Source organism: Methylopila henanensis (genome assembly GCF_042681025.1).
Lineage (GTDB): Bacteria > Pseudomonadota > Alphaproteobacteria > Rhizobiales > Methylopilaceae > Methylopila > Methylopila henanensis.
Window position 1 is genome coordinate 44,146 of the sequence record NZ_JBHUER010000013.1, and the last position, 20,269, is coordinate 64,414.

Below are 20,269 nucleotides of genomic sequence, written 5' to 3' on the forward strand. Positions count from 1 at the left end.
CGATCGGGAAGGGGCGTCGTGTCGGGCCAAGCTCGCATCCTACTCGTCAATCCCAACACCGCGGAAGCGGTGACCGCGCTGCTGGCCGCGGAAGCCCGCCGCCGCGCGGGCGAAAAGGCCGCGATCGTGGCCGTCACCGCCGCCTTCGGCGCCCCGGGAATCCAGACGCCTGAGGAGGCGCAGGTCGCCGCGCGCGCCGTGGCGGAGGCGGTGGACGCCCACCGGACCTGCGACGCCGTGATCGTCGCGGCCTTCCTCGATCCGGGCTTCGAGGAGGCCGAAGCGCTGCGAATCATGCCGGTGGTCGGGTTCGGGCGCGCGGGCCTGCGGGCTGCGGCCGCGGGAGGCCGGAGGTTCGGCCTCGTCACCGCCGGCCCCGCCATGGCGGACGCCGTGCGGGCGCGGATCGGCGAACTCGGGCTCGCGCCGCAGCTTGGCGGAATGCGGCTCGTCCGCGCCGGCGTGCGCGATCTGATCGCCGACCGCGCGCGCCACCGCGACGAGGTGCTGGCGGCCGTCCGCGCCTGCGCCGTGGAAGACGGCGCCGAGGCGGTGCTGCTCGGCGGCGCGCCGTTCGCAGGCTTCGCGGCCGAGATCGCGAACGCGGCGGACGTCGCCGTGCTCGACGGCGTCGCGGCCGCCGTCGACGCGGCCATCGCGGCGGCGCGCGGCGGCTGAGCGGCGGGCCATCACGCGGTCACGGATTCGAACGCCTCCGCCGCGCGGCGCGTGCGGATGCAGCGCGCGAAATGGGCGGGGCCGACGTCGGCGGCCGGCGGCGCGGTTTCCGCGCAGTCGTCGATCGCATGCCCGCAGCGCGGCCGGAACGCGCAGCCCGGCGGCAGGTCGCTGAGGTCCGGCGGCGCGCCGGGGATCGCGGCGAGGCGCGCGCCCGGCGTCGGGGCGTGGCTCGCGCGCGACAGCAGCAGCCCCTGCGTGTAGGGGTGGCGCGGATCGCGGATGACGTCCCGGCACGGGCCCATCTCGACGATGCGGCCGGCGTACATCACGGCGATGCGGTCGGCGACCTCGACCGCCACGCCGATGTCGTGCGTCACGAACACCACCGCGAGGCCGAGCTCCCGCTGCAGCTCGCGCAGCAGCAGCAGCACCTGGATCTGCACCGTGGCGTCGAGCGCGGTCGTGGGCTCGTCCGCGAGCAGCACCTTGGGGCGGCAGACCAGCGCGAGCGCGATCATGGCGCGCTGGCGCATGCCGCCGGACATCTCGTGCGGGTAGTTGTCGAGCCGCTTGTCGGGCGAGGGGATGCGCACCCGCTCGAACAGCTCGAGCGCGCGCTTGCGCGCCTCCGCCTTCGACAGCTTCTCGTGCCGCCGCACCGCTTCGACGATCTGGTCGCCGATCCGGTAGACCGGGTCGAACGCCAGCCCCGGGTCCTGGAAGATCATCGAGACCACGGGGCCGCGTAAGGACGCGAGCTCGCGCGATCCCATCTTCAGCACGTCGCGGCCGTCGACCTCGACCTTGCCGCCGATCTTCGCGGAGGAGGGGTGGAGCCGCATCAGCGAGCGCAGCGTCACGCTCTTGCCGGAGCCGGATTCGCCCAGCAGCGCCACGGTCTCGCCGCGCCGGAGATCGAGATCGACGCCGTCGACGGCGCGGATCGGCCCCTTCGGCCCCTTGAAGTCCACGGTCAGGCCCTGGACGTCGACCATCTTCGCCATGGCGCTCATGCCGCGATCCTCGGATGGCCGGAGGCGGGGTCGACGAGCCAGCAGGCGGCCCGGTGGTCCACGCCGGCGTCGAGCAGGGTCGGCTCCTTGTGCCCGCACAGCGCCGCGCTTTTTGCGCAGCGCGGGTTGAACCGGCAGCCCGGCGGCGGGTTGATCGGGTTGGGCGGATCGCCGGTCAGCGGCGCGGTCTCGGTGCGCGCGTCGGGGTCCATGGAGGGCATCGAGGCCAGCAGCGCGCCGGTGTAGGGGTGCTTCGGCGTCTCGAACAGCGCCTCGGACGGCCCGAACTCGGCGACCTTGCCGAGATACATCACCATCACCCGGTTCGACATGAACCGCACCACGTTGAGGTCGTGGCTGATGAACATGTAGGTGAGGCCGAACTCGTCCTTGAGGTCGAGCAGCAGGTTCAGCACCTGCGCCTCGACCGACTTGTCGAGCGCCGAGACGGCCTCGTCGAGGATCAGCAGCCGGGGATCGAGCGCGAGCGCGCGGGCGATGTTGACGCGCTGGCGCTGGCCGCCCGACAGCTCGTGCGGGTAGCGGCCCGCGAAGCGGGCGGGCTCGAGGCCTACGCGGTGCAGCAGGTCGTGGGCGCGGGTCGTGGCCGCGCGCCGGCTCGCGCCGTGCACCTTCGGGCCGAAGGCGATTGTGTCCTCGACGGTCAGGCGCGGGTTCAGGGACGCGTAGCTGTCCTGGAACACCATCTGCACCTGCTTGCGGAAGCCGTTCAGGCTGAGCGCCTGGGAGCCCACGCGCTCGCCGTCGAACAGGATGTCGCCGGCGTCGGGCGCGATGATCTGCATGACGAGCCGCGCGGTGGTCGACTTGCCGCAGCCCGACTCGCCGACGATGCCGAGCGTCTCGCCCTTGGCGACGTCGAAGTCGACGCCGTCGACCGCGCGCACGATCGGGCCCGCCTTGGTCAGGAAGCCCTTCTTGACGCCGAAGTGCTTGACGAGGCCCTTCACCGACAGCAGCGGCTGGCCGGGGCCGCCCCGGTCGCGGGGGAAGCCGCCGGGCGGCGGGGTGGGGGCGCCGATGATCACTGGCGGACCTCCATGGCCGAACGCAGGCCGTCCGAGAACAGGTTGAACGAGATCGAGGTGAGGAAGATCATCACCCCCGGCAGCGCGGCGACCAGCGGCTGGTTGTAGATCGCGGTCCTCAGCGTGTTCAGCATCAGGCCCCATTCCGGCTCCGGCGGGCGCACGCCGAGACCGAGGAACGAGAGGCCCGACGCGAGGATCATCGACACGCTGATCAGGCTGGTGGCGTAGACGAAGATCGGCCCGAGCACGTTGCCGAGCACGTGCACCCGGACGATCGTGAAGCCGCTCGCGCCCGAGATGCGCGCGGCCTCCACATAGTCGCGGGTGCGGATCTGGGTCGTCACGCTTTCCGCGACGCGGGCGATCTGCGGCACGAACACCACCGTGAGCGACACGATCGAGTTCAGGATGCCGGCGCCGAGCGCGCCCGACAGCGCGATCGCGAGCAGCACCGACGGGAACGCGAAGAACACGTCGATGGTGCGCATCGTCACCGTGTTGATCCAGCCGCCGAGATAGCCGGCCACGATACCGATGGTGGACCCGATGCCGAAAGCGAGGATGACCGGCATGACGCCGAGGAACAGCGACAGCCTGCCGCCGTAGAGCAGGCGGCTCAGCATGTCGCGGCCGAGCTCGTCGGAGCCGAGCGGATAGCCCGGCGTCCCGATCGGCCGGAGGCGGCGGATCATCGAGCCCTTGAACGGGTCGGCGGGCGCGATCCACGGCGCGAAAATCGCCGCGAGCACGATCAGAAGGATCACGGCGAGCGCGACCATCGCGACCGGATCGCGCCTGAGGCGCAGGAGCACGCTGCTCCAGTAGCCGCGGCTGGCGCGGATCTCGACCGGGGCGGGCGAGGGGGCGGAGAGGCTGTCGGCGACGGCGGCCATCGTCATGCCCTCTGGATGCGCGGATCGAGCGCCGTCTGGGCGACGTCCACGATCAGGTTGAGGCTCACGAAGAACATCGCCAGCACGAGGATCGTGCCCTGCAGCAGCGGCAGGTCGCGCTGGAAGATCGCGGCGTTGAGCAGGAAGCCCGCGCCCGGCCAGGCGAACACGGTCTCGATCAGGATCGAGCCGCCGAGCAGGTAGCCGAGCTGCAGGCCCATGACGGCGAGCGCGGTCGGCGCGGCGTTGGTGACGACGTGCTTGAACACGCCCCATTCGCCGAGGCCCTTGGCGCGCAGCGCCTGCACGAACTCCTGGGACAGGATGTCGGCGACCAGCGCCCGCACGGTGCGGGCGATGATGCCCATCGGGATCACCGACATCGTGATGGCGGGCAGGATGATGTAGCGCAGATGCTCGAAGTCCGGCCGCCAGTCGGCGGAGCCGCCGGGCCCCGCGCCGGTCGGCGGCAGCCAATTGAGCTGGGCCGAGAAGATGATCACCATCACCATGCCGAGCCAGTAATGCGGCACCGAGACGCCGAGCACCGAGACCGCCGAGGCGAGGCGGTCCATCACGCTGTTGCGGAAGTAGCCGGCGACGAAGCCGAAGAACGAGCCGAGCGCGAAACCGATCAGGGTCGCGACGGCGGCGAGGATCAGCGAGTTCTTGACCGCCCGCGCCACCTCGCCGAGCACCGGCCGCCCGGTCGCGATCGAGACGCCGAGGTCGCCGGTCAGCACCTTGCCGAGCCAGATTCCGAACTGCACCGGCAGCGGCCGGTCGAAGCCGTAGATCGTCCGCATCTCCGCCTGCTGCTCGGCGGTGGCGTCCACCGGCATGATCGCGGTGAGCGGGTCGCCCGGCGCGAGGTGGACCAGCATGAAGCAGACGAGGCTGACGCCGAGCGCGACCGGCGCGACGTAGACGATCCGCTTCAGGATGTAGAGCAGCATGAGGTCAGTTCTCCGACGCGGACGAGCGGCTCGGCTTTCCCCCCGGCCGAGGCGGCCGGGGGGTGCGGCCCTGCGTGTCGTCGGCCGTTACGGCTCGACCGTGATGGTCCCGAAGTTCTGGAACCAGTTCTGCGCCTGCACGAAGCCCTTCACCTTGGCGCTCATGGCGCGCGGGGCGACGTCGTGGGTGACGAACAGGAACAGCGCGTCGTTGACGAACTTCTCGTGCACCTTCTTCAGGATCGCGGTCTGGGCGGCCGGATCGAAGGTGTTGCGCACCTCGTCGAACAGCTTGTCGGTCTCGGGATCGCAGTAGTAGCCCCAGTTCACGCCGGCGGGCGCCGACAGGCTGCACTGGGTCTGCCGGATGAAGCCGCTGAACGGGTCCTGGATGAAGTAGGAGTAGTTGATCGCCGTGGTGCCGCGGGCGGAGGGGTCCTTCGCGCCGGCGCGCCAGATGTTGATCATCTGGTTCCACTCGACCACCTCGTAGTCGACCATGATGCCGACCTCGGCGAGGCTCTGCTGAATGAACTCGTTCATCGGCAGCGGCAGCATCTGGCCGGAGCCCGAGGGCGAGATCAGGATCTTGGTCCGGATCGGCTTGTCCGGCCCGTAGCCGGCCTCGGCCAGCAGCTTCTTGGCCTGCTCGACGTCATAGGTGACCTTGAAGGTCGGCTCGCCGAACCACTGGTGCCCGGGCGGCAGCCAGCCCTGCGCCGGGATCATCATGCCCGACAGCAGCTCCTTCATGCCCTCGCGGTCGATGGCGAGGTTCGCGGCCTTGCGCACGCGGATGTCGTTCCACGGCGAACCCTCGACGCGCGACAGGTGCCAGGTCCAGTTGTGCGGGTAGGCGTTGGTGACGATCTGGAAGCCGGCGCCCTTCAGCGACTCCACGGCGTCCGGCGCCGGGGCCTCGATCCAGTCGACCTGGCCGGCGCGCAGCGCCGCGACGCGGGCGTTCGGCTCCGGCAGCGGCATCAGGATCAGCTTGTCGAGCTTCGGGACGCGGGTCTTGTCCCAGTACTCCTTGTTCGGAACCATCTCGGCGCGCTCGCGCGGCGCGAAGCCGGTCAGCTTCCACGGACCGGTGCCGGACGGCGTCTTGGCGAAGGCCTCCCAGCTCTTGCCGAGCTTCTCCCACTGGGCGGGGGAGGACATCATGATCCAGGCGAGCTGGTAGGGCAGGGTGGCGTCGGGCGCCTTGGTGACGATCTCGACCGTCATCGGATCGACGACGCGGTAGGAGGCGACCGCCGGAATGCGCGACTTGCCCTGCGCCGACTGGCGCTGGTCGTACTGCGGCGCGTCCGTCTTCATCAGCTTGTCGAGGTTCCAGACCACCGACTCGGCCGTGAAGTCCGAGCCGTCGTGGAATTTCACGCCGGGACGGATCTTGAAGATCCACTTCGTCTTGCTCTCGTCGCCGGGCGCGATGCCCCATTCGGTGGCGAGGCCGGGCGTGATGTCGGAGGGCTTGTCGGCGCTGGTCAGATCCCAGTTGATGAGCCCGTCATAGACCGTGTAGCCCATGAACCGCATGCCTTCGCCGCCGTTGTCGGTCTGTCCGGTCGTCAGCGGGATGTCGGACGCGGTCATGCCGATCCTGAGGGTGCCCTGGGCGTGGGCCGCTAGGCAGCTCCCCATTACGGCTAGGCCGGCGAGCGCGGCGCGCGACAAAGTCTTCCGGATCATTTCGTACGTTTCTCCTGCGGTCCGCCCCGGCTCGCCGGGGGCTTGGTGCGACGCAGCAAGGCGCGTGCCAGCAGGTGGGCTCCGGGGAGGAGGTGTTCGACCAATGGCCAAGACAAAACAGCGCTGCATAAAAAACAGGCGCTTTGGTCAGTTCCAAAGCGCGGCGCCGGATCTCGCGCCGGAGCGCAGGCCGTCGTGACGCCCACGCTCCGTCCCCGATCGCTGACGGCGGCCGCCTTCGCCCCGTTCGGCGCCCCCATCGCGATCGGCTCCGGCCCGTCGCGGCCCGTGAACGGCGGCCGCGCGACCCGTCACGACGACATCGTCGCGCTCGACCGCGCCGAGGACGCGCCCGAGGCGCGCCTCGCGCTCTACCGGATCGCGCCGTCCCCGCGCCCGTTCGCGATCGACGTGCTGGAGCGCCACCCCCGCTCGAGCCAGAGCTTCACGCCGATCGTCGCGCGCGACTACCTCGTCGTGGTCGCGCCGTCCGGGCCCGACGGGGCGCCGCTGGTCGCCAAGGCGCAGGCCTTCGTCGCGCCGGCGACGACCGGCGTGCACTACGCCCGCGGGGTGTGGCACCTGCCGCTGGTCGCCTTCGACGCCGAGGCGCTGTTCGCGATGTGGATGTGGGAGGCCGGCGACGGCCGCGACACCGAGGAGGTCCGGCTCGGCGAGCCCCTGTTCGTCGAGGGCTTCTGAGCCGTCAGGGTCTTGTCTTGGGCCGGGCGTAGGCGGACCGCTCGCGCACGACGTAGCCGCCCTGGCCCTTCGCGCCGACCAGCGCGCCGTCGCGCACGATCGGCTTGCCGCGCACGATCGTCGTGACCGGCCAGCCCTTCACCGGGATGCCCTCGTAAGGCGTGTAGTCCGGTCCGTGGTGCAGCAGGCTCTGGCTGATGACGACCTCGCGCTCCGGGTCCCAGATCGCGATGTCGGCGTCCATGCCGATGGCGATCGAGCCTTTTCGCGTCAGGCCGTACATGCGGGCGTGGTTGCTCGCCGAGAGCGCCACGAACTGCTGCAGCGTGATGCGTCCCTTGGACACCCCCTCCGAGAACAGGATCGGCAGCCGGGTCTCCACGCCCGGGATGCCGTTCGGCACCCAGCGGAAGCTGGTGCGGGCCTTCGGGTTGAGCTTGCCCTTGGGGTCGTCGTAGCGGAACGGGCAGTGGTCGGAGGAGAACAGGTCGAAGATCCCCTGTTCGAGCCCCTCCCAGCAGGCCTGCTGGTGCGCCTCGTCGCGGGGCGGCGGGCTGCACACGTACTTGGCGCCCTCCATGTTCAGCCCGTCCATGTCCTTCTCGGTCAGGACGAGATATTGCGGGCAGGTCTCGCCGTAGACCTTCAGGCCCCGCCGCCGCGCCCGCGCGATCTCCTCCATCGCCTCGCGGTTCGAGACATGGACGATGACGACCGGCACGTCGACGATCTCGGCCAGGCTGATGGCGCGGTGGGTCGCCTCCCGCTCCACCGGGATCGGGCGCGAGGGGCCGTGGAAGAACGGCGCGGTCTTGCCCGCGCGCTCCAGCCGGTCGGCGAGGAAGCGGATCGCGTCGTAGTTCTCGGCGTGCACCATCACCAGCGCGCCGGTCTCGCGCGCGGTCGACATCACCTCGAGCATCTCCATGTCGTCGAGCGCGAGGCCCTCGTAGGTCATGAAGACCTTGAACGAGGTGTAGCCGTCCTCAATCAGGGCCGGCAGGTCCTGGCCGAGCGTTTGGGCGTTCGGCTCGGAGATGACGAGGTGGAAGCTGACGTCCACGAAGCACTCGCCGTCGGCCTTGGCGTGGTAGTCGGCGAGCGTCGCGCGCAGCGGCGTGCCGCGCTCCTGCATGCAGAACGGCATCACGGTGGTGTTGCCGCCGAAGGCGGCGGAGCGCGTCGCGCTCTCGAAGTCGTCCGCCATCACGATTCCGTCGCCGCTCGGCTGCGCGATGTGGACGTGGCTGTCGATGCCGCCGGGAAGGACGAGCTTGCCGGAGGCGTCGATCACCTCGTCCGCGGCCCCGAGATCGAGGCCGAGCGCCGCGATGACGCCGTCGCGCACGCCGATGTCGGCGCGGAACACGTCGGAGGCCGTGGCGACGACGCCGCCTTTGATCAAGAGGTCGAAGGACATGAACGCTCCAGGCACGGAAATGCGGCGCTCGGCGGCCTCTGTCGGCGAAAGCGCCGAAGGCCGCCGATGGGATCGGACGCCGATTGAGAAGGCTTTCGGGCGCAAGTTAAGCCGAGCGCGCGCCCGCGTCACCCGGCCATGCGCTCAAAGCGAAAAGAGCGGGTTCAGCTTTCCGAAATACGAAGCGCGTCCATTACCGCCTTGCTTTTCGCGTTCGACGCGCTGCAATGAAGAGACTTGGCAACGGAGCGCGTAGCAAATGAGCGCAGATTCGGGTTTCGTTACGCTCGCGGCTGACATCGTCGGCGCTTATGTCAGCAACAATTCGGTGCCGGCGGCGGAATTGCCCGCGCTCATCAGGACGGTGCACGACGCGCTGGCGGCGGTTGCGGCCGGAACGACCGAAGCGCCGGTCGTCGAGCTGAAGCCCGCCGTGCCGATCCGCAGGTCAGTCACGCCCGACTACGTGGTCTGTCTGGAGGACGGCAAGCCGTTCAAGTCGCTGAAGCGGCACCTGCGCACGCGGTACGACATGAGCCCCGAGGACTACCGCGCCAAATGGGGCCTGCCGGCCGACTATCCCATGGTCGCGCCGAACTACGCCGCCGCGCGGTCCGAGCTCGCCAAGAAGGCGGGGCTCGGCCGCGTCCGCTCCGACGCCGCTCCGAAGCGCGGCCGCAAGGCTGCTGCGTGAGCGTCGGGCTTCTCGCGCTCCTCGACGACGTCGCGGCGATCGCGAAGGTCGCCGCCGCGTCGATCGACGACGTGGCGGGACAGGCGGCCAAGGCCGGCGCCAAGGCCGCCGGCGTGGTGATCGACGACGCCGCGGTCACGCCGCGCTACGTGGTTGGCTTCAAGCCCGAGCGCGAGCTGCCGATCATCGCCCGGATCGCCTGGGGCTCGCTCAAGAACAAGCTGCTGTTCCTGACGCCCGCGGCGCTGGCGCTGAGCTTCTTCGCGCCGTGGCTGATCACCCCGCTGCTGATGCTGGGCGGCGCCTATCTCTGCTACGAGGGCGCCGAGAAGGTGTTCGAGGCCGTGTTTCCGCACGCCGCGCACGCGCATGAGGCTGAGGCCGCCGGGACCGCCGACGCCGCCGCGCTTGAGGAGCAAAGGGTCGCGGGCGCGATCAAGACCGATTTCATACTCTCGGCCGAGATCATGGCGATCACGCTCGCCACGCTGCCGGACAGCGGCCTGGTGAGCCAGGCGGTGGTGCTGGCGGTTGTTGGCATCGCCGTCACGGTCGGCGTCTACGGCGTCGTGGCCCTGATCGTGAAGGCGGACGACCTCGGCGTCGCGCTCGCGAGCCGGACGTCGCCGACGGCGCTCGGCGCGGCCGGCCGCGCGATCGGCCGCGGGCTGGTGAAGGGCATGCCGGTCTTCCTCAAGCTGCTCGCGATCGTCGGCACCGCGGCGATGATCTGGGTCGGCGGCGGCATCCTGCTCCACGGCCTCGAAGAGTATGGGCTCGGCGGGCCGGCCCACCTGGTCCACGACTGGGCGGCCGCGGCCGGTCGCGCGGTCCCGGCGCTCGGCGGCGCGGTCGAGTGGATCGTCGGCGCGGCGGGCGCGGGCGTGGTCGGCCTCGCGGTCGGCCTCGCGCTCATCCCGATCGCGGGGAAGGTGCTGGCGCCGCTCGCCGGAGCCGTGCTCGGCCTGTTCGGGCGCAAGGCGTGAGAGCGACGCGGGACGACGTCAAATTGATCCGCTCGCGCGGACGGATTATGAGGTGCCCGCCGCGCGGTGGCCGGGCGGGTGTCGGACTGTGGTTGAGAAGCGAGGCGCGGAATGGCGATTGATCGGTTGGCGTTCTATGCCGGCGCCCTGGCCAAGACCGACCGCGCAGTTTACCGCATCACGGACTGGGCCGCCGGCATCCTGGCGCCGACCTACCTGACGCGCGTGGCCGAAACCGAGCGGGAACGTTACATCCCGAAGAAGTTCGGCCAGCACGACGGCTGGCTGTTCCTGAACTATTTCGACCAGATCGCGCCGATCGTCGACCAGTTCGCCGGCCGGAAAGTGGCGTTCCTGCTGAAGCATGGCGACGTCACGGCGAACACGATCCTGCCGAGCTTCGCCAAGACGCGGCCGGTCGGCTCGTACGGCAATTCGATCATCCTCAAGCTCAACACCAACCGGCACTGGTCGCAGGCGGACTTCGACGAGGTCAAAGCGAACGACATGCCGTTCGCGGAGAAGGCGAAGCGGGTGGTCTGGCGCGGCGTCAGCTCCGGGCACTGGTACGCGGATCCGAAGTCCCGCCACAGCGACTACCAGTCCGCGCGCTTCAACCTGGTGCTGGACTGGGCGCTCGCGAACGAGGACTGGGTGGACGTCGGCCTGACCAAGACGACGCGCCAGTTCGACAACCCGAAGTCGGGCTACCTGCCGACCGGCGCGGTGCAGAAGTACCGCAAGCCGCCGGTGTCGATCGCCGAGCAGCTGAAGTCGAAGTACATCCTCGTGCCCGAGGGCAAGGACGTCGCGACCGGGCTGAAATGGGCGCTGACCTCGCGTTCGGTCGTGATGATGCCGAAGCCGACCATCTCGAGCTGGCTCATGGAAGAGAAGCTCGAGCCGTGGAAGCACTTCATCCCGGTGAAGAAGGATTTCTCCGATCTCAGGGAGAAGTTCGAGCTCGCAAACGAGAACCCCGATCTCTGCGAGAGCATTCTCGACGAGGCCAACGCTTATATGCGCCAGTTCGAGGACGACGCGCAGGAGAAGGCGCTGCAGACCAAGCTGTTCGAGATGTATCTCGAGCGGATCAAGTTCAAAGTGTCGCCCGGCCTCGGCGTGCGCTCGTTCGAGGCGCTCAACGTGCGGTGGGAGAAGGCCTGAGGCCGCGCCTCACCCCTCCGCGTCGCGCCAGCCGTAGATCCAGTCCAGACCGCCGAGCAGGGCGCCCGTCGGGGCGGCTGCGAGCGCGAGGTTGCGCGCCCGCGCCGCGAGGCCGCCCATGTGGTCGATCGCGATCTGGCGCCGCGAGGCTTCCGGCAGGCGCATCGCGCGCATGATCCGCGCCGTCTCGTAGGCCGCGAGCGGGTCCGGCCCGCCGGCCGCGATCAGGCGGGCGAGCACGACGGCGTCCTCGATGGCGAAGGCCGCGCCCTGTCCGAGCGAGGGCAGGGTGGCGTGGGCGGCGTCGCCGATCAGCGCGACGCGGCCCCGCCGCAGGCGCGGCGCGGGGGCGCGGTCGAACAGCGGCCAGTCGGTCCAGCGGTCCGCCGCCGCGACCAGCGCGCGGGCGGGCTCCGCCCAGCGCGCGACCCGCGCGTCCGGCGCGGCGTCGCCGACCGCGCCGATGAGCACCACGTTGGCCTCCCGCCCCCCGCGCACGGGATAGACCACCATATGCGCGCCCGGACCGAGCCAGACGCTGACATGGCTGACGGGAAAGGCCTCCGGCAGCGCCGCCGCGGGAACGATCGCGCGCGCGGCGACGAGGCCGGTCTCGCGCACGGCTCTGGGGAGCTTCACCGCGTCCCGGACGACCGACCGCAGCCCGTCCGCGCCGACGACGACGGCGCCCTCGCGTCGGTCCGGAGCGCCGTCCCGGTCGAAGACGAGCGCGGCCCCGTCGGCGGTCTCTTCCGCCGCGGTCACGGTCGCGCCGAGCGTGATGGTCGCGGACGGTTCGGCGAGGACGGCGGCGAGCAGGACCGCCTGAAGATCGGCGCGGTGGACGACGCGGTAGGGCGCGCCCCAGCGCCGTTCGGCGCGGAGGCCGAGCGGGATTTCCTTCAGGCGGCGTCCGCGCGGCGCGTCGACGACGAACACGCCTTCGGGCCGCACCGCGACGGCGTCGAGCGCCGGCCCGAGCCCGAGCGCGTCGAGCGCGCGGCTGGCGTTGGGGGCGAGCTGGACGCCGGCGCCGATTTCGTCGAGGACGGCGGCGCGTTCGAAAATCTCCGAGGGGGCGCCGCGGCGCGCGAGCGCGAGCGCGAGCGTCAGGCCGCCTATTCCGGCGCCCGCGACGAGGACCGGGGGGGCCATCCGCCGCTCAGGCGGCGGCGGGCGCCCGCCAGAGGCACGCCGCCGGATCCGACTGGTCGGCGTGCAGGTCGGCGCGGAAGCGGTAGAGCGTCGAGCAGTACGGGCAGATGATCTCGACGTCCGAGCCCATGTCGAGGAACACGTGCGGGTGGTCGTAGGGCGGCGTCGCGCCGATGCACTGGAACTCCCTCGCGCCGATGTGGATGACGCTGACGCCGGCGTCGTTGGCGAAGTGCGGCGTTCCGTGGTCGGCCATGGCGCGGGTCCTCGAGAGGGTCGTGCGGATGGCTCCGGCTTAGGCGGTTTGGCTGTTCCCGACAAGCGCCGCTGACGTCTTTCGTCGCAGGCCGTCGGCGGATAGGGTCGCCGCCTCAAGCCGATCAGACGACGTCCCGCGACCGGAGCCCGCATGCCGACCTTCCTCTCCGACGGAATCGAACTCGCCTACCGCGACGAAGGGGAGGGCGACCCGATCCTGCTGATCCACGGCTTCGCCTCGAACATCGACGTGAACTGGGTCGGGCCGGGCTGGTTCGACGTGCTGAAGGCCGACGGCCGCCGCGTGATCGCGATCGACAACCGCGGCCACGGCGCGAGCCAGAAGCTCTACGACCCCGCCTTCTACGGCTCCGACCTTATGGCCGAGGACGCGCTCCGGCTGCTGGACCATCTCGACGTCCCCCGCGCCGACGTGATGGGCTACTCCATGGGCGGCCGCGTCACCGCGCTGCTCGCGATCAACGCAGCCCAGCGGCTGCGCAGCGCCATCATCGGCGGCATGGGCGAGGGCCTGCTGCGCGGCGCGCCTTCGGCGGAGGAGATCACGGAGGGCCTGCTCGCCGACAGCGTCGACGACATCGTCAACCCGACCGCCAAGATGTTCCGCCGCTTCGCCGAGGCGACCGGCGCCGACCGCCGCGCGCTCGCGGCCTGCATGCGCATGCAGCGCGCGCTGGTCGAGCCGAAGAAGCTTGGGACGATCACGGTCCCGACGCTGATCGCGGTCGGCACGGAGGACGATGTGGCCGGCGATCCGCACGCGCTGGCGCAGCTCATTCCCGGCTCCGAGGTGCTCGAAATCCCGCGCCGCGACCACAACCGCGCGGTGGGCGACAAGGTCTACAAGGCCGGCGTGCTGGAGTTCCTGTCGAACAGGCCGTGACCCAAGCTCCTCGTCATCCTCCGGCTTGACCGGAGGACCCATCGGCGACGCAGAGCTCGGCGTCGTAGATGGATGGTCCGGTCGAGCCGGACCATGACGCGGCGTTTCCGGCGCCCGCTGCAAACCGCCGCCCGCCCTAAGACTCTCGGTAGCTCCGTGGCGTGTAGACCCACACCCGGCCGTCGGAGCGGGCGAAGGCGCGGGTGCGGGACGAGCCGACGACGATCAGCGTGCGCATGTCGATCATGTCCGGATCGAGCGCGCCGAGCGTGGTGACGGTGGTCGCCTCGCCGTCGCGGCCGATGCTGCGGGCGAGCGCGACCACGGTTTCGGGGGCCTTCCGCGCGCGAAGAATCGCGATGGCGTCGACGATCTGCTCGCGGCGGGATTTCGACGCCGGATTGTAGAGCGCGAGCGCGAGGTCGGCCTCGGCCGCGGCGGCGAGCCTGCGGGCGATCGCGTCCCAGGGCTTCAGGTAGTCCGACAGCGAGATCACCGCGAAATCGTGGCCGAGCGGGGCGCCGAGCCGCGCCGCCGCCGCCTGCATCGCCGAGATGCCCGGCGTCACCTCGACCGCGACCGAGGGCCAGCGGGCGGGCTCGCCGTCGAGCGCCTCCATCACCGCGGCCGCCATGCCGAACACGCCGGCGTCGCCGGAGGACAGCACCGCCACCTCGCGCCCTTGAGCTGCGAGCGTCAGCGCGGCCTGCGCGCGCTCAAGCTCCACACGATTGTCGGAGCCGTGCCGGCGCTGCCCCGGCCGCTCCGGCGCCATGTCGAGATAGGGCTCGTAGCCGACGAGGTCGGTGGCGCGGTCGAGCGCGGCCGCGGCCTCCGGCGACAGCCAGCCGCGCGGGCCGGGGCCGAGGCCGATCACGGTGACGCGGCCGGCGGCGCGGCCGGTCTCGTCCGGCGACGCGGGCTCGGCGCGGCGATGGATGCGGAAGCCCGGCTCGCCATGGACGACATCGTCGTCGGCGAGCCGCTGCTCGACGATGCGGAGCGGGAAGCGGCGGCGGTTGAGCTCGTCTACGAAGCCGTGGTGGATCGGCGCGCCCTCGGGGGCGGTGGCGAAGGCGAGCGCTTCGGGCGCAAGCCCCAGCGCGTCCAGCGCGCGGTCGAAGGCGTCCAGCATCTCGACGTCGGGCCGGTCGAACTCGGCGATCAGGGCGCGTGGGTGGAACAGCAGGCCGCCCGGCGGCGGCGGGCCGGCCTCGACCGAGGCGCGCAGGACCACCGCGCCGTCCGGGCCGAGGGGCAGGTCGGAGGCCGCGAGCCAGGGCGCCTCGCCCTCGAGGCGCGCGCTGTCGCCGGACAGCAGCGCCGAGGTCACGGACTTGGCGTCCTCCGGATTGGCCAGCGTCCAGCCGTCCGGCGGCGATTCCAGCACCACGCCGAAGCGGCGCGCTCCGGCGCCGGTGATCGCGGCGCGTCCGCCGAGCGCGCCCGCGATCGTCCGCGCCAGCACGTCCGCCCCGGCGAGGCCGCCAAGCAGCGGCACGACCGAGGAGCCGTCGTCGGAAATCGCGAGCACCGGCGGCTCCGCATGCTTGTCGCGCAGCAGCGGCGCGATCAGGCGGATCAGGATGCCGGCCGCGCAGACGCCGATCACCGGCCGCCCGGCGCGGAACGCCTCCGCGACCGCGGCCGCGGCGTCGTCGAAGCGGCCGTCGAGCCCGTCGACCCGCCCGGCGAGCCCCGAGCTCTCGCCGCCGGTCGCGGCCGCCACCCGCGCCGCGGTTCCGGCGCCGGCGGCGTTGAAGGCGAAGACGATCGGGCGGCTCACGGGATCTCGCGGCCGGGCAGGACGATGATCGAGAAATAAGGCGCGGTCGCCGGGTCCACGTCCGCCGCGCGCAGCGTGCGCTCGCGGTCCTGGCTCGCGCGCTCGACGTACCAGGCGCGGTCGAGCACCCCGGCCGCCTCGAGCGCCGCGCGCACCTTGGCGAAGGTTCGGCCGAGCTTCATCACCACGGCGGCGTCGGCGCCCGCGAGCCGGCGCGTCAGCTCCTCCGCCGGCAGCGTGCCGGGGATGACCGTAACGGTGTCGCGGCGCAGCACCAGCGGCACGCCGAGCGCCGCGGGGCCGGCCATGATCGACGACACGCCCGGCGCGACCGTGGTCTCGTACCGGTCCTTCAGCCGCGCGTGCCAGTAGATGAACGAGCCGTAGAAGAACGGATCGCCCTCGCACAGCACGCAGACGTTGCGGCCGGCGTCGAGCTTCGCCGCGATCTCCTCCGCGGTGGCGTCGTAGAAGTCGCGCATTACCTGCGGGTAGGAGGGCAGGTCGGCCTCGGGGCTCGCGGTCACGGGATAGACCAGCGGCAGCAGCTCCTGATCGGCGCGCAGATGCGGCCGGGCCGCCGACAGCGCGACGCCGTTCCCGGCCTTGGCGGCGGGGTAGGCGACGACGTCCGCCTCCTGGATCAGCCTGAGCGCCTTCAGCGTCAGCAGCTCGGGATCGCCCGGCCCGACGCCGACGCCGGAGAGTTTGCCCACGGTCATTCCTTCGGGTCCGCGATCGCGTTCAGGGCCGCGACCGCCATGGCGCTGCCGCCGCGGCGGCCGAGCAGCGTGAGGAAGGGGACGCCGCGCGGGTCGCGCGCGAGCTCGGCCTTCGATTCCGCAGCCCCGATGAAGCCGACGGGAAGCCCGATGATGGCGGCGGGCTTCGGCCAGCCGGCGTCGAGCCGCTCCAGCAGGTGGAACAGCGTGGTCGGCGCGTTGCCGACCGCGACCACCGCGCCCTCGATCCGGTCGCGCCACAGCTCGACGGCGGCCGCCGAGCGCGTGGTGCCGAGGTCGCGGGCGAGGGGGGGCGTGCGCGGGTCGTCGAGCAGGCAGAGCACGGCGTTGTCGGCGGGCAGGCGCGATCGCGTGACGCCGGACGCCACCATCTTGGCGTCGCACAGGATCGGCGCGCCGGCGGCGAGCGCGGCGCGGCCGGCCGCGACCACCGCGGGATCGAACCGGACGTCGGCGGGCAGGTCGGTCATGCCGCTGGCGTGGATCATCCGCACCACCGCTCCCGCGACGTCGTCCGGCAGGCCGGAAAGGTCGGCCTCCGCCCGGATCGTCGCGAACGAGCGGCGGTAGATCTCCGCGCCGTCCTTCTCGTAGTCCATGCGTCCCCCGTCGGCCTCAGCGACAGCCTTGTGACGGGGGGACCGGCGGCTGGCAAGGCGATCTTGGTCGCACGACGCCGGCGTCACCGGATTCCGTCGCGGAGCAGCGCCAGAAGCGCCTCCGGCTCCGCCCGCTCCAGCCGGCCGCGCTCGGGGCCGGCGCGGCGCGGCGCGGCGTCGGCGTGGACGCCGAATCCGGGGCGGTCGCCGGCGCCCAGCAGCAGCAGGTCGGAGGCGGCCGCGCCTGCGCAGCCCTTGGGGCAGGCGGAGATGTGCAGGCTGCGCCGCTCCCGCGGCAGGGCGTCCGGCCGCGCCGTCGCCGCCGCGACCAGCGCGAGCGCGAGCGCCTTCGCGGGCTCCCGCGCCCGGACGCAGGCGGGCGCTCCGGCGCAGGCGACGACCGCGAGCCGCTCCGCCACCGCGACCGGCGGCAGGCCTGCGGCTTCCGCCGCCGCGAACACCTTCGGCGCGTCCTCCCCGGCGACGCTCGGCAGGACGATCGCCGACCAGGGCGCGAGCGCGAGCTCGCCGCGCCCGTAGCGCTCGGACAGGTCGGCCAGCAGCGACAGCGCGGCCGGGGCGAGCCGGCCGACCGCGACCGGGACGACGCAGGCTGCGCGGCCGTGGCCGCTCGCGACGACTCCGAAGACCGGATCGAGCGCGCGCGGCCAGTCCGGGGCAGGGGCGGGCGTCGCGAGGCCACGGCCGACAAGGGCGGCCGACAGCGCTGCGGCGTCAAGGTCGCGCGCCCGCGCGTCGGGGCCGATCGCGGCCGCGGCTTCCGCGATCGACAGCGCGGCCGCGACCGCCGAGCCCGCGGAGAGAGCCAGATCGAGCGGCCGCCCGGCGACGGCGATCGCGAGCAAGTCTTCCCCAAGCGCGAGCAGCGCGACGTCCGAGGCGACCGCCGCGACGCCGGCGCGGCCGCCGCCGTCGAGCGCGAACGCGAATTTCGGCGACAGGCCGCCGATCCAGGGCGCGGCGACGAGACCCCGGTCGAGCGCCTGAGCGAGGTGCATGAGGTCGGCGCGCTCGACAGGGTCGCAGCCCGAGAGCGGGTCGAGCAACACGTTGCGGCGGCGGTCGGCGGGGCCGTCGACGAACAGGCTCAGATCGGCGAGCGCGCGGCTGAGCTCCGCGCCGGCGCTCAAGGGCAGGCCGCGGATTTGCAGGTTGGCGCGGTTGGTGAGGTCTATCACGCCCGAGCCCAGCCGCGACGCGAGGCGGGCGATCGCGCGGGCCTGCGCCGCGCTCAGGCGTCCGCCGGGCGCGCGCACCCGCGCCAGCCCGCCGTCCGCCATCTCCGCCATGTGCAGGACGCCCGGACATTCCGCCATCGCGCTGTCGTCGCGCGCGCAGGCCCCGATTGCAAGTCGCGGCGACGGGGCGCGTCGCTCAGGTCGAGGCTTTCGACTAAGGTCGTGGCCTCATCGCCTGACATTCGAGGAGCACCCCATGCCGCCGTCCACGCCTCCCACGCCCGAGACCGCGCAGGGCGCGGCGGCGCTCGGCGGACTGTCCGTCGACCTCGACCGCGCCGCGCGGATCGCGCGCTCGGTCGGCGGCGTGACGGCGGCGGCGGGCGACTTCCAGGACGGCCTCGAGCTCGACGACTCGGTCGTCGGCGCGGTGCTGATCCGGGCCTCCATCGCGGACGGCGCGCGATGAGCGATCCCGCCCTGCTCTCGCTCGGCGAGGCCGCCGCCGCGATCCGCGCCCGCAAGCTGTCGTCGCGCGAGGCGACCGAGGCGCTGATCGCGCGCATCCGGCGCTGGCAGCCGGTCGTCAACGCCTTCCTGCCGCTGGACGAGGAGGCGGCGCTCGCGCGCGCCGACGCCGCCGACGCCTCGGAGCCGGCCGGCCCGCTCCACGGCGTGCCGCTCGCCCACAAGGACATGTTCTACGAGGCGGGCAAGGTCTCCACCTGCGGCTCGGCGCTGCGCCGGGACTGGGTCGCGCCCGAGACCGCGACCGTGCTGGAGCGTCTGTCGGGCGCGGGCGCCTTCCGTCTCGGCGCGCTGCAGATGGTCGAGTTCGCCTATGGCGTCACCGGCCACAATTCGCATTACGGCCACTGCCGCAACCCGTGGAACCCGGCGCATGTCACCGGCGGCTCGTCGTCGGGCTCCGGCGTCGCGGTGGCGGCCGGGCTGACCTTCGCGGCGCTCGGCTCGGACACCGGCGGCTCGGTGCGGCTGCCGGCGCATTTCTGCGGCGTCACGGGGCTCAAGACCACCTTCGGCCTCGTCAGCCGCGCCGGCTGCATGCCGCTGTCGCACAGCCTCGACACGATCGGCCCGCTGGCGCGCTCGGCCGAGGACCTGCGCCTGCTCATGCCGATCCTCGCGGGTCCCGATCCGCGCGATCCCGAGACCGGGGGGCGGTGGACGCCCGACCCGCGCGCCGCCTCCGAGATGACGATCGGCGTGCCGAAGGCGTTCTATGTGGACGGCCTCGAGCCGGACGTCGCCCGCGCGTTCGAGGCCGCCATCGCGGCCTTCCGGTCCGAAGGCGTGCGGATCGTCGAGGTGGACCTGCCGGACCAGGCGCGCATCGCCGGCGCCGCGCTGATCGTGCTGGCCTCCGAGGCCGCCGCGCTCCACCGCAACGGCCTGCGGCGGAGCCCCGAGCTTTACGGCGACCAGACGCGGGCGCGCCTCGAGAACGGCTTCGGCTATTCGGCGGTGCAGTATGTGGACGCCCTGCGGTTCCGCGGCCCCGCCCTCGCGGCGCAGCTCACCGCCATGGCGGCCTGCGACGCGGTGGTCACCCCGACCGCGCGCTTCGCGGCGCCGACGATCGCCGAGACCGACGTCGGCGACCGGGTCGACCCGATCATCGCGGCGGTCTCCACCTTCATGCGCGGCGTGAACTATCTCGGCCTGCCGTCGCTCGCGATCCCCGCCGGGTTCTCCGACGCCGGGCTGCCGATCGGCGTCCAGCTCATCGGCCGGCCTTACGGCGACGACGCGCTGCTGACGCTCGGCGCGGCGTTCCAGGGCGCGACCGATCATCACCTGAAGCGGCCGCCCGAGCCGGCCTGACTCGAAACTGCGCGATCCGCGGGAACCGGCGCCGCGCCGCAGCGTTGTACGGCGTGAAAGCGGGTTTTCCGCTCGTCGAAACAGTTTCAAGAGGTTTCAGGTCATGGCCGATCGGAGAGTGAGCAACCTCGCCGGAGACGCGGGCGACCAGCTCGCCGCGCTTCGCGACACCATCGCCGATCTCAGCGATCGCGTGTCGACGCTCGCCGCGGAGCGGGCCCGCACCGCCCGCAAGAGCGCCCGCGCGGCCGCCAAGTCGTTCGGGTCCGGCTCGCACACCCTGTACGACGACGGCGTCGAGGCGCTGCAGGATGCGGCCGACACCGCGGTCTATTACGGCCGCCGCGCCGGCCGCGTGGTGCAGAGCAATCCCGGCCTCTCGCTCGCGGGCCTCGCGCTCGGCGTCGGCATCGTGGCCGCGATCGTCTACGCGACCCAGCGCGAAGAGGACCGCCGCTGGTACGAGCGCGGCGGCCGCCGCAGCTGGTTCTGACCGACGGCCTAGCAGGCGTTTGAAA

21 protein-coding genes are annotated in these 20,269 nt (G+C 72.2%); 9 read left to right on the plus strand and 12 right to left on the minus strand.

Going from position 1 to position 20,269, the window contains the following annotated elements; genetic code table 11:
• The first annotated feature begins 18 nt into the window (after window positions 1-18).
• Complete coding sequence (locus tag ACFSCV_RS18120) at window positions 19-678, plus strand: aspartate/glutamate racemase family protein (protein ID WP_378800978.1); 660 nt, start codon at window positions 19-21, stop codon at window positions 676-678.
• Window positions 679-689: 11 nt separating this feature from the next.
• Here ACFSCV_RS18120 and ACFSCV_RS18125 read toward each other — a convergent pair whose 3' ends face one another.
• From ACFSCV_RS18125 to ACFSCV_RS18145, 5 genes are all read right to left on the minus strand, one after another.
• Window positions 690-1,694 (minus strand): ABC transporter ATP-binding protein, encoded by a 1,005-nt coding sequence (locus ACFSCV_RS18125; RefSeq protein WP_378800979.1) that lies wholly within the window; start codon window positions 1,692-1,694, stop codon window positions 690-692.
• Window positions 1,691-2,743, minus strand: coding sequence for an ABC transporter ATP-binding protein (locus tag ACFSCV_RS18130; protein ID WP_378800980.1), 1,053 nt, complete (start codon window positions 2,741-2,743; stop codon window positions 1,691-1,693). The genes ACFSCV_RS18125 and ACFSCV_RS18130 overlap by 4 nt, the downstream gene beginning before the upstream one ends.
• A complete protein-coding gene (locus ACFSCV_RS18135; protein ID WP_378800981.1) occupies window positions 2,740-3,639 on the minus strand; it encodes an ABC transporter permease in 900 nt (299 codons plus the stop codon). The genes ACFSCV_RS18130 and ACFSCV_RS18135 overlap by 4 nt, the downstream gene beginning before the upstream one ends.
• 2 nt (window positions 3,640-3,641) lie before the next feature.
• Window positions 3,642-4,595 carry an ABC transporter permease gene (locus ACFSCV_RS18140; RefSeq protein ID WP_103119931.1) on the minus strand — a complete coding sequence of 318 codons (954 nt, stop codon included), beginning with the start codon at window positions 4,593-4,595 and terminating at the stop codon, window positions 3,642-3,644.
• An 87-nt stretch (window positions 4,596-4,682) separates the two neighbouring features.
• The gene (locus ACFSCV_RS18145) at window positions 4,683-6,293 is read right to left on the minus strand and encodes an ABC transporter substrate-binding protein (protein WP_378800982.1); all 1,611 of its coding nucleotides are present in this window, start codon (window positions 6,291-6,293) and stop codon (window positions 4,683-4,685) included.
• A gap of 195 nt (window positions 6,294-6,488) precedes the next feature.
• Here ACFSCV_RS18145 and ACFSCV_RS18150 point away from each other — a divergent pair, with 195 nt between their 5' ends.
• A complete protein-coding gene (locus ACFSCV_RS18150) occupies window positions 6,489-6,995 on the plus strand; it encodes an ureidoglycolate lyase (protein WP_378800983.1) in 507 nt (168 codons plus the stop codon).
• A gap of 4 nt (window positions 6,996-6,999) precedes the next feature.
• Here ACFSCV_RS18150 and hydA read toward each other — a convergent pair whose 3' ends face one another.
• Entirely contained in the window at window positions 7,000-8,415 is a 1,416-nt protein-coding gene (gene hydA / locus ACFSCV_RS18155; RefSeq protein WP_378800984.1) for a dihydropyrimidinase, read from the minus strand.
• A 259-nt stretch (window positions 8,416-8,674) separates the two neighbouring features.
• On the opposite strand from hydA, the gene ACFSCV_RS18160 reads away from it, so the two are divergent.
• From ACFSCV_RS18160 to ACFSCV_RS18170, 3 genes are all read left to right on the plus strand, one after another.
• A complete protein-coding gene (locus ACFSCV_RS18160; RefSeq protein WP_378800985.1) occupies window positions 8,675-9,109 on the plus strand; it encodes a Ros/MucR family transcriptional regulator in 435 nt (144 codons plus the stop codon).
• Window positions 9,106-10,095 carry a DUF808 domain-containing protein gene (locus tag ACFSCV_RS18165; protein ID WP_378800986.1) on the plus strand — a complete coding sequence of 330 codons (990 nt, stop codon included), beginning with the start codon at window positions 9,106-9,108 and terminating at the stop codon, window positions 10,093-10,095. The genes ACFSCV_RS18160 and ACFSCV_RS18165 overlap by 4 nt, the downstream gene beginning before the upstream one ends.
• 111 nt (window positions 10,096-10,206) lie before the next feature.
• A complete protein-coding gene (locus ACFSCV_RS18170) occupies window positions 10,207-11,262 on the plus strand; it encodes a glycosyl transferase family 90 (protein ID WP_378800987.1) in 1,056 nt (351 codons plus the stop codon).
• A gap of 9 nt (window positions 11,263-11,271) precedes the next feature.
• Here the strand turns inward: ACFSCV_RS18170 and ACFSCV_RS18175 are convergent, their stop codons facing one another.
• Together ACFSCV_RS18175 and ACFSCV_RS18180 are read right to left on the minus strand one after the other, a co-directional pair.
• Window positions 11,272-12,417 (minus strand): FAD-dependent monooxygenase, encoded by a 1,146-nt coding sequence (locus tag ACFSCV_RS18175; RefSeq protein WP_378800988.1) that lies wholly within the window; start codon window positions 12,415-12,417, stop codon window positions 11,272-11,274.
• A gap of 7 nt (window positions 12,418-12,424) precedes the next feature.
• Complete coding sequence (locus ACFSCV_RS18180) at window positions 12,425-12,673, minus strand: zinc-finger domain-containing protein (protein WP_271201040.1); 249 nt, start codon at window positions 12,671-12,673, stop codon at window positions 12,425-12,427.
• A gap of 153 nt (window positions 12,674-12,826) precedes the next feature.
• Here ACFSCV_RS18180 and ACFSCV_RS18185 point away from each other — a divergent pair, with 153 nt between their 5' ends.
• Window positions 12,827-13,579 (plus strand): alpha/beta fold hydrolase, encoded by a 753-nt coding sequence (locus ACFSCV_RS18185; protein ID WP_378800990.1) that lies wholly within the window; start codon window positions 12,827-12,829, stop codon window positions 13,577-13,579.
• 136 nt (window positions 13,580-13,715) lie between these two features.
• Here ACFSCV_RS18185 and cobJ read toward each other — a convergent pair whose 3' ends face one another.
• The 4 genes from cobJ to ACFSCV_RS18205 all read right to left on the minus strand — a co-directional run bounded on the left by cobJ (window position 13,716) and on the right by ACFSCV_RS18205 (window position 18,044).
• Entirely contained in the window at window positions 13,716-15,365 is a 1,650-nt protein-coding gene (gene cobJ / locus ACFSCV_RS18190; RefSeq protein WP_378800991.1) for a precorrin-3B C(17)-methyltransferase, read from the minus strand.
• The gene (locus tag ACFSCV_RS18195; RefSeq protein WP_378800992.1) at window positions 15,362-16,087 is read right to left on the minus strand and encodes a precorrin-2 C(20)-methyltransferase; all 726 of its coding nucleotides are present in this window, start codon (window positions 16,085-16,087) and stop codon (window positions 15,362-15,364) included. Before ACFSCV_RS18195 ends, cobJ begins: the two co-directional genes overlap by 4 nt.
• Window positions 16,084-16,707 carry a precorrin-8X methylmutase gene (locus ACFSCV_RS18200; RefSeq protein ID WP_378800993.1) on the minus strand — a complete coding sequence of 208 codons (624 nt, stop codon included), beginning with the start codon at window positions 16,705-16,707 and terminating at the stop codon, window positions 16,084-16,086. Before ACFSCV_RS18200 ends, ACFSCV_RS18195 begins: the two co-directional genes overlap by 4 nt.
• An 83-nt stretch (window positions 16,708-16,790) precedes the next feature.
• Window positions 16,791-18,044, minus strand: coding sequence for a hypothetical protein (locus ACFSCV_RS18205; protein ID WP_378800994.1), 1,254 nt, complete (start codon window positions 18,042-18,044; stop codon window positions 16,791-16,793).
• A gap of 118 nt (window positions 18,045-18,162) precedes the next feature.
• Here ACFSCV_RS18205 and ACFSCV_RS18210 point away from each other — a divergent pair, with 118 nt between their 5' ends.
• The 3 genes from ACFSCV_RS18210 to ACFSCV_RS18220 all read left to right on the plus strand — a co-directional run bounded on the left by ACFSCV_RS18210 (window position 18,163) and on the right by ACFSCV_RS18220 (window position 20,244).
• Window positions 18,163-18,375 carry a hypothetical protein gene (locus tag ACFSCV_RS18210; RefSeq protein WP_378800995.1) on the plus strand — a complete coding sequence of 71 codons (213 nt, stop codon included), beginning with the start codon at window positions 18,163-18,165 and terminating at the stop codon, window positions 18,373-18,375.
• On the plus strand, window positions 18,372-19,751 hold the full coding sequence (locus tag ACFSCV_RS18215; RefSeq protein ID WP_378800996.1) for an amidase: 1,380 nt from the start codon (window positions 18,372-18,374) through the stop codon (window positions 19,749-19,751). The genes ACFSCV_RS18210 and ACFSCV_RS18215 overlap by 4 nt, the downstream gene beginning before the upstream one ends.
• A gap of 103 nt (window positions 19,752-19,854) precedes the next feature.
• Window positions 19,855-20,244, plus strand: coding sequence for a hypothetical protein (locus ACFSCV_RS18220; protein WP_378800997.1), 390 nt, complete (start codon window positions 19,855-19,857; stop codon window positions 20,242-20,244).
• Window positions 20,245-20,269 lie beyond the last annotated feature (25 nt).

Excerpts from the sequence above, each read along its gene's own strand:
- ACFSCV_RS18160 (WP_378800985.1), top strand. The coding sequence starts at position 8,675 with ATGAGCGCAGATTCGGGTTTCGTTACGCTCGCGGCTGACATCGTCGGC.
- ACFSCV_RS18140 (WP_103119931.1), bottom strand. The coding sequence starts at position 4,595 with ATGCTGCTCTACATCCTGAAGCGGATCGTCTACGTCGCGCCGGTCGCG.
- ACFSCV_RS18195 (WP_378800992.1), bottom strand. The coding sequence starts at position 16,087 with ATGACCGTGGGCAAACTCTCCGGCGTCGGCGTCGGGCCGGGCGATCCC.
- ACFSCV_RS18205 (WP_378800994.1), bottom strand. The coding sequence starts at position 18,044 with ATGGCGGAATGTCCGGGCGTCCTGCACATGGCGGAGATGGCGGACGGC.
- hydA (WP_378800984.1), bottom strand. The coding sequence starts at position 8,415 with ATGTCCTTCGACCTCTTGATCAAAGGCGGCGTCGTCGCCACGGCCTCC.
- ACFSCV_RS18215 (WP_378800996.1), top strand. The coding sequence starts at position 18,372 with ATGAGCGATCCCGCCCTGCTCTCGCTCGGCGAGGCCGCCGCCGCGATC.
- ACFSCV_RS18200 (WP_378800993.1), bottom strand. The coding sequence starts at position 16,707 with ATGGACTACGAGAAGGACGGCGCGGAGATCTACCGCCGCTCGTTCGCG.
- ACFSCV_RS18220 (WP_378800997.1), top strand. The coding sequence starts at position 19,855 with ATGGCCGATCGGAGAGTGAGCAACCTCGCCGGAGACGCGGGCGACCAG.
- ACFSCV_RS18180 (WP_271201040.1), bottom strand. The coding sequence starts at position 12,673 with ATGGCCGACCACGGAACGCCGCACTTCGCCAACGACGCCGGCGTCAGC.
- ACFSCV_RS18145 (WP_378800982.1), bottom strand. The coding sequence starts at position 6,293 with ATGATCCGGAAGACTTTGTCGCGCGCCGCGCTCGCCGGCCTAGCCGTA.
- ACFSCV_RS18170 (WP_378800987.1), top strand. The coding sequence starts at position 10,207 with ATGGCGATTGATCGGTTGGCGTTCTATGCCGGCGCCCTGGCCAAGACC.
- ACFSCV_RS18175 (WP_378800988.1), bottom strand. The coding sequence starts at position 12,417 with ATGGCCCCCCCGGTCCTCGTCGCGGGCGCCGGAATAGGCGGCCTGACG.
- ACFSCV_RS18135 (WP_378800981.1), bottom strand. The coding sequence starts at position 3,639 with ATGGCCGCCGTCGCCGACAGCCTCTCCGCCCCCTCGCCCGCCCCGGTC.
- ACFSCV_RS18125 (WP_378800979.1), bottom strand. The coding sequence starts at position 1,694 with ATGAGCGCCATGGCGAAGATGGTCGACGTCCAGGGCCTGACCGTGGAC.
- ACFSCV_RS18185 (WP_378800990.1), top strand. The coding sequence starts at position 12,827 with ATGCCGACCTTCCTCTCCGACGGAATCGAACTCGCCTACCGCGACGAA.
- ACFSCV_RS18210 (WP_378800995.1), top strand. The coding sequence starts at position 18,163 with ATGCCGCCGTCCACGCCTCCCACGCCCGAGACCGCGCAGGGCGCGGCG.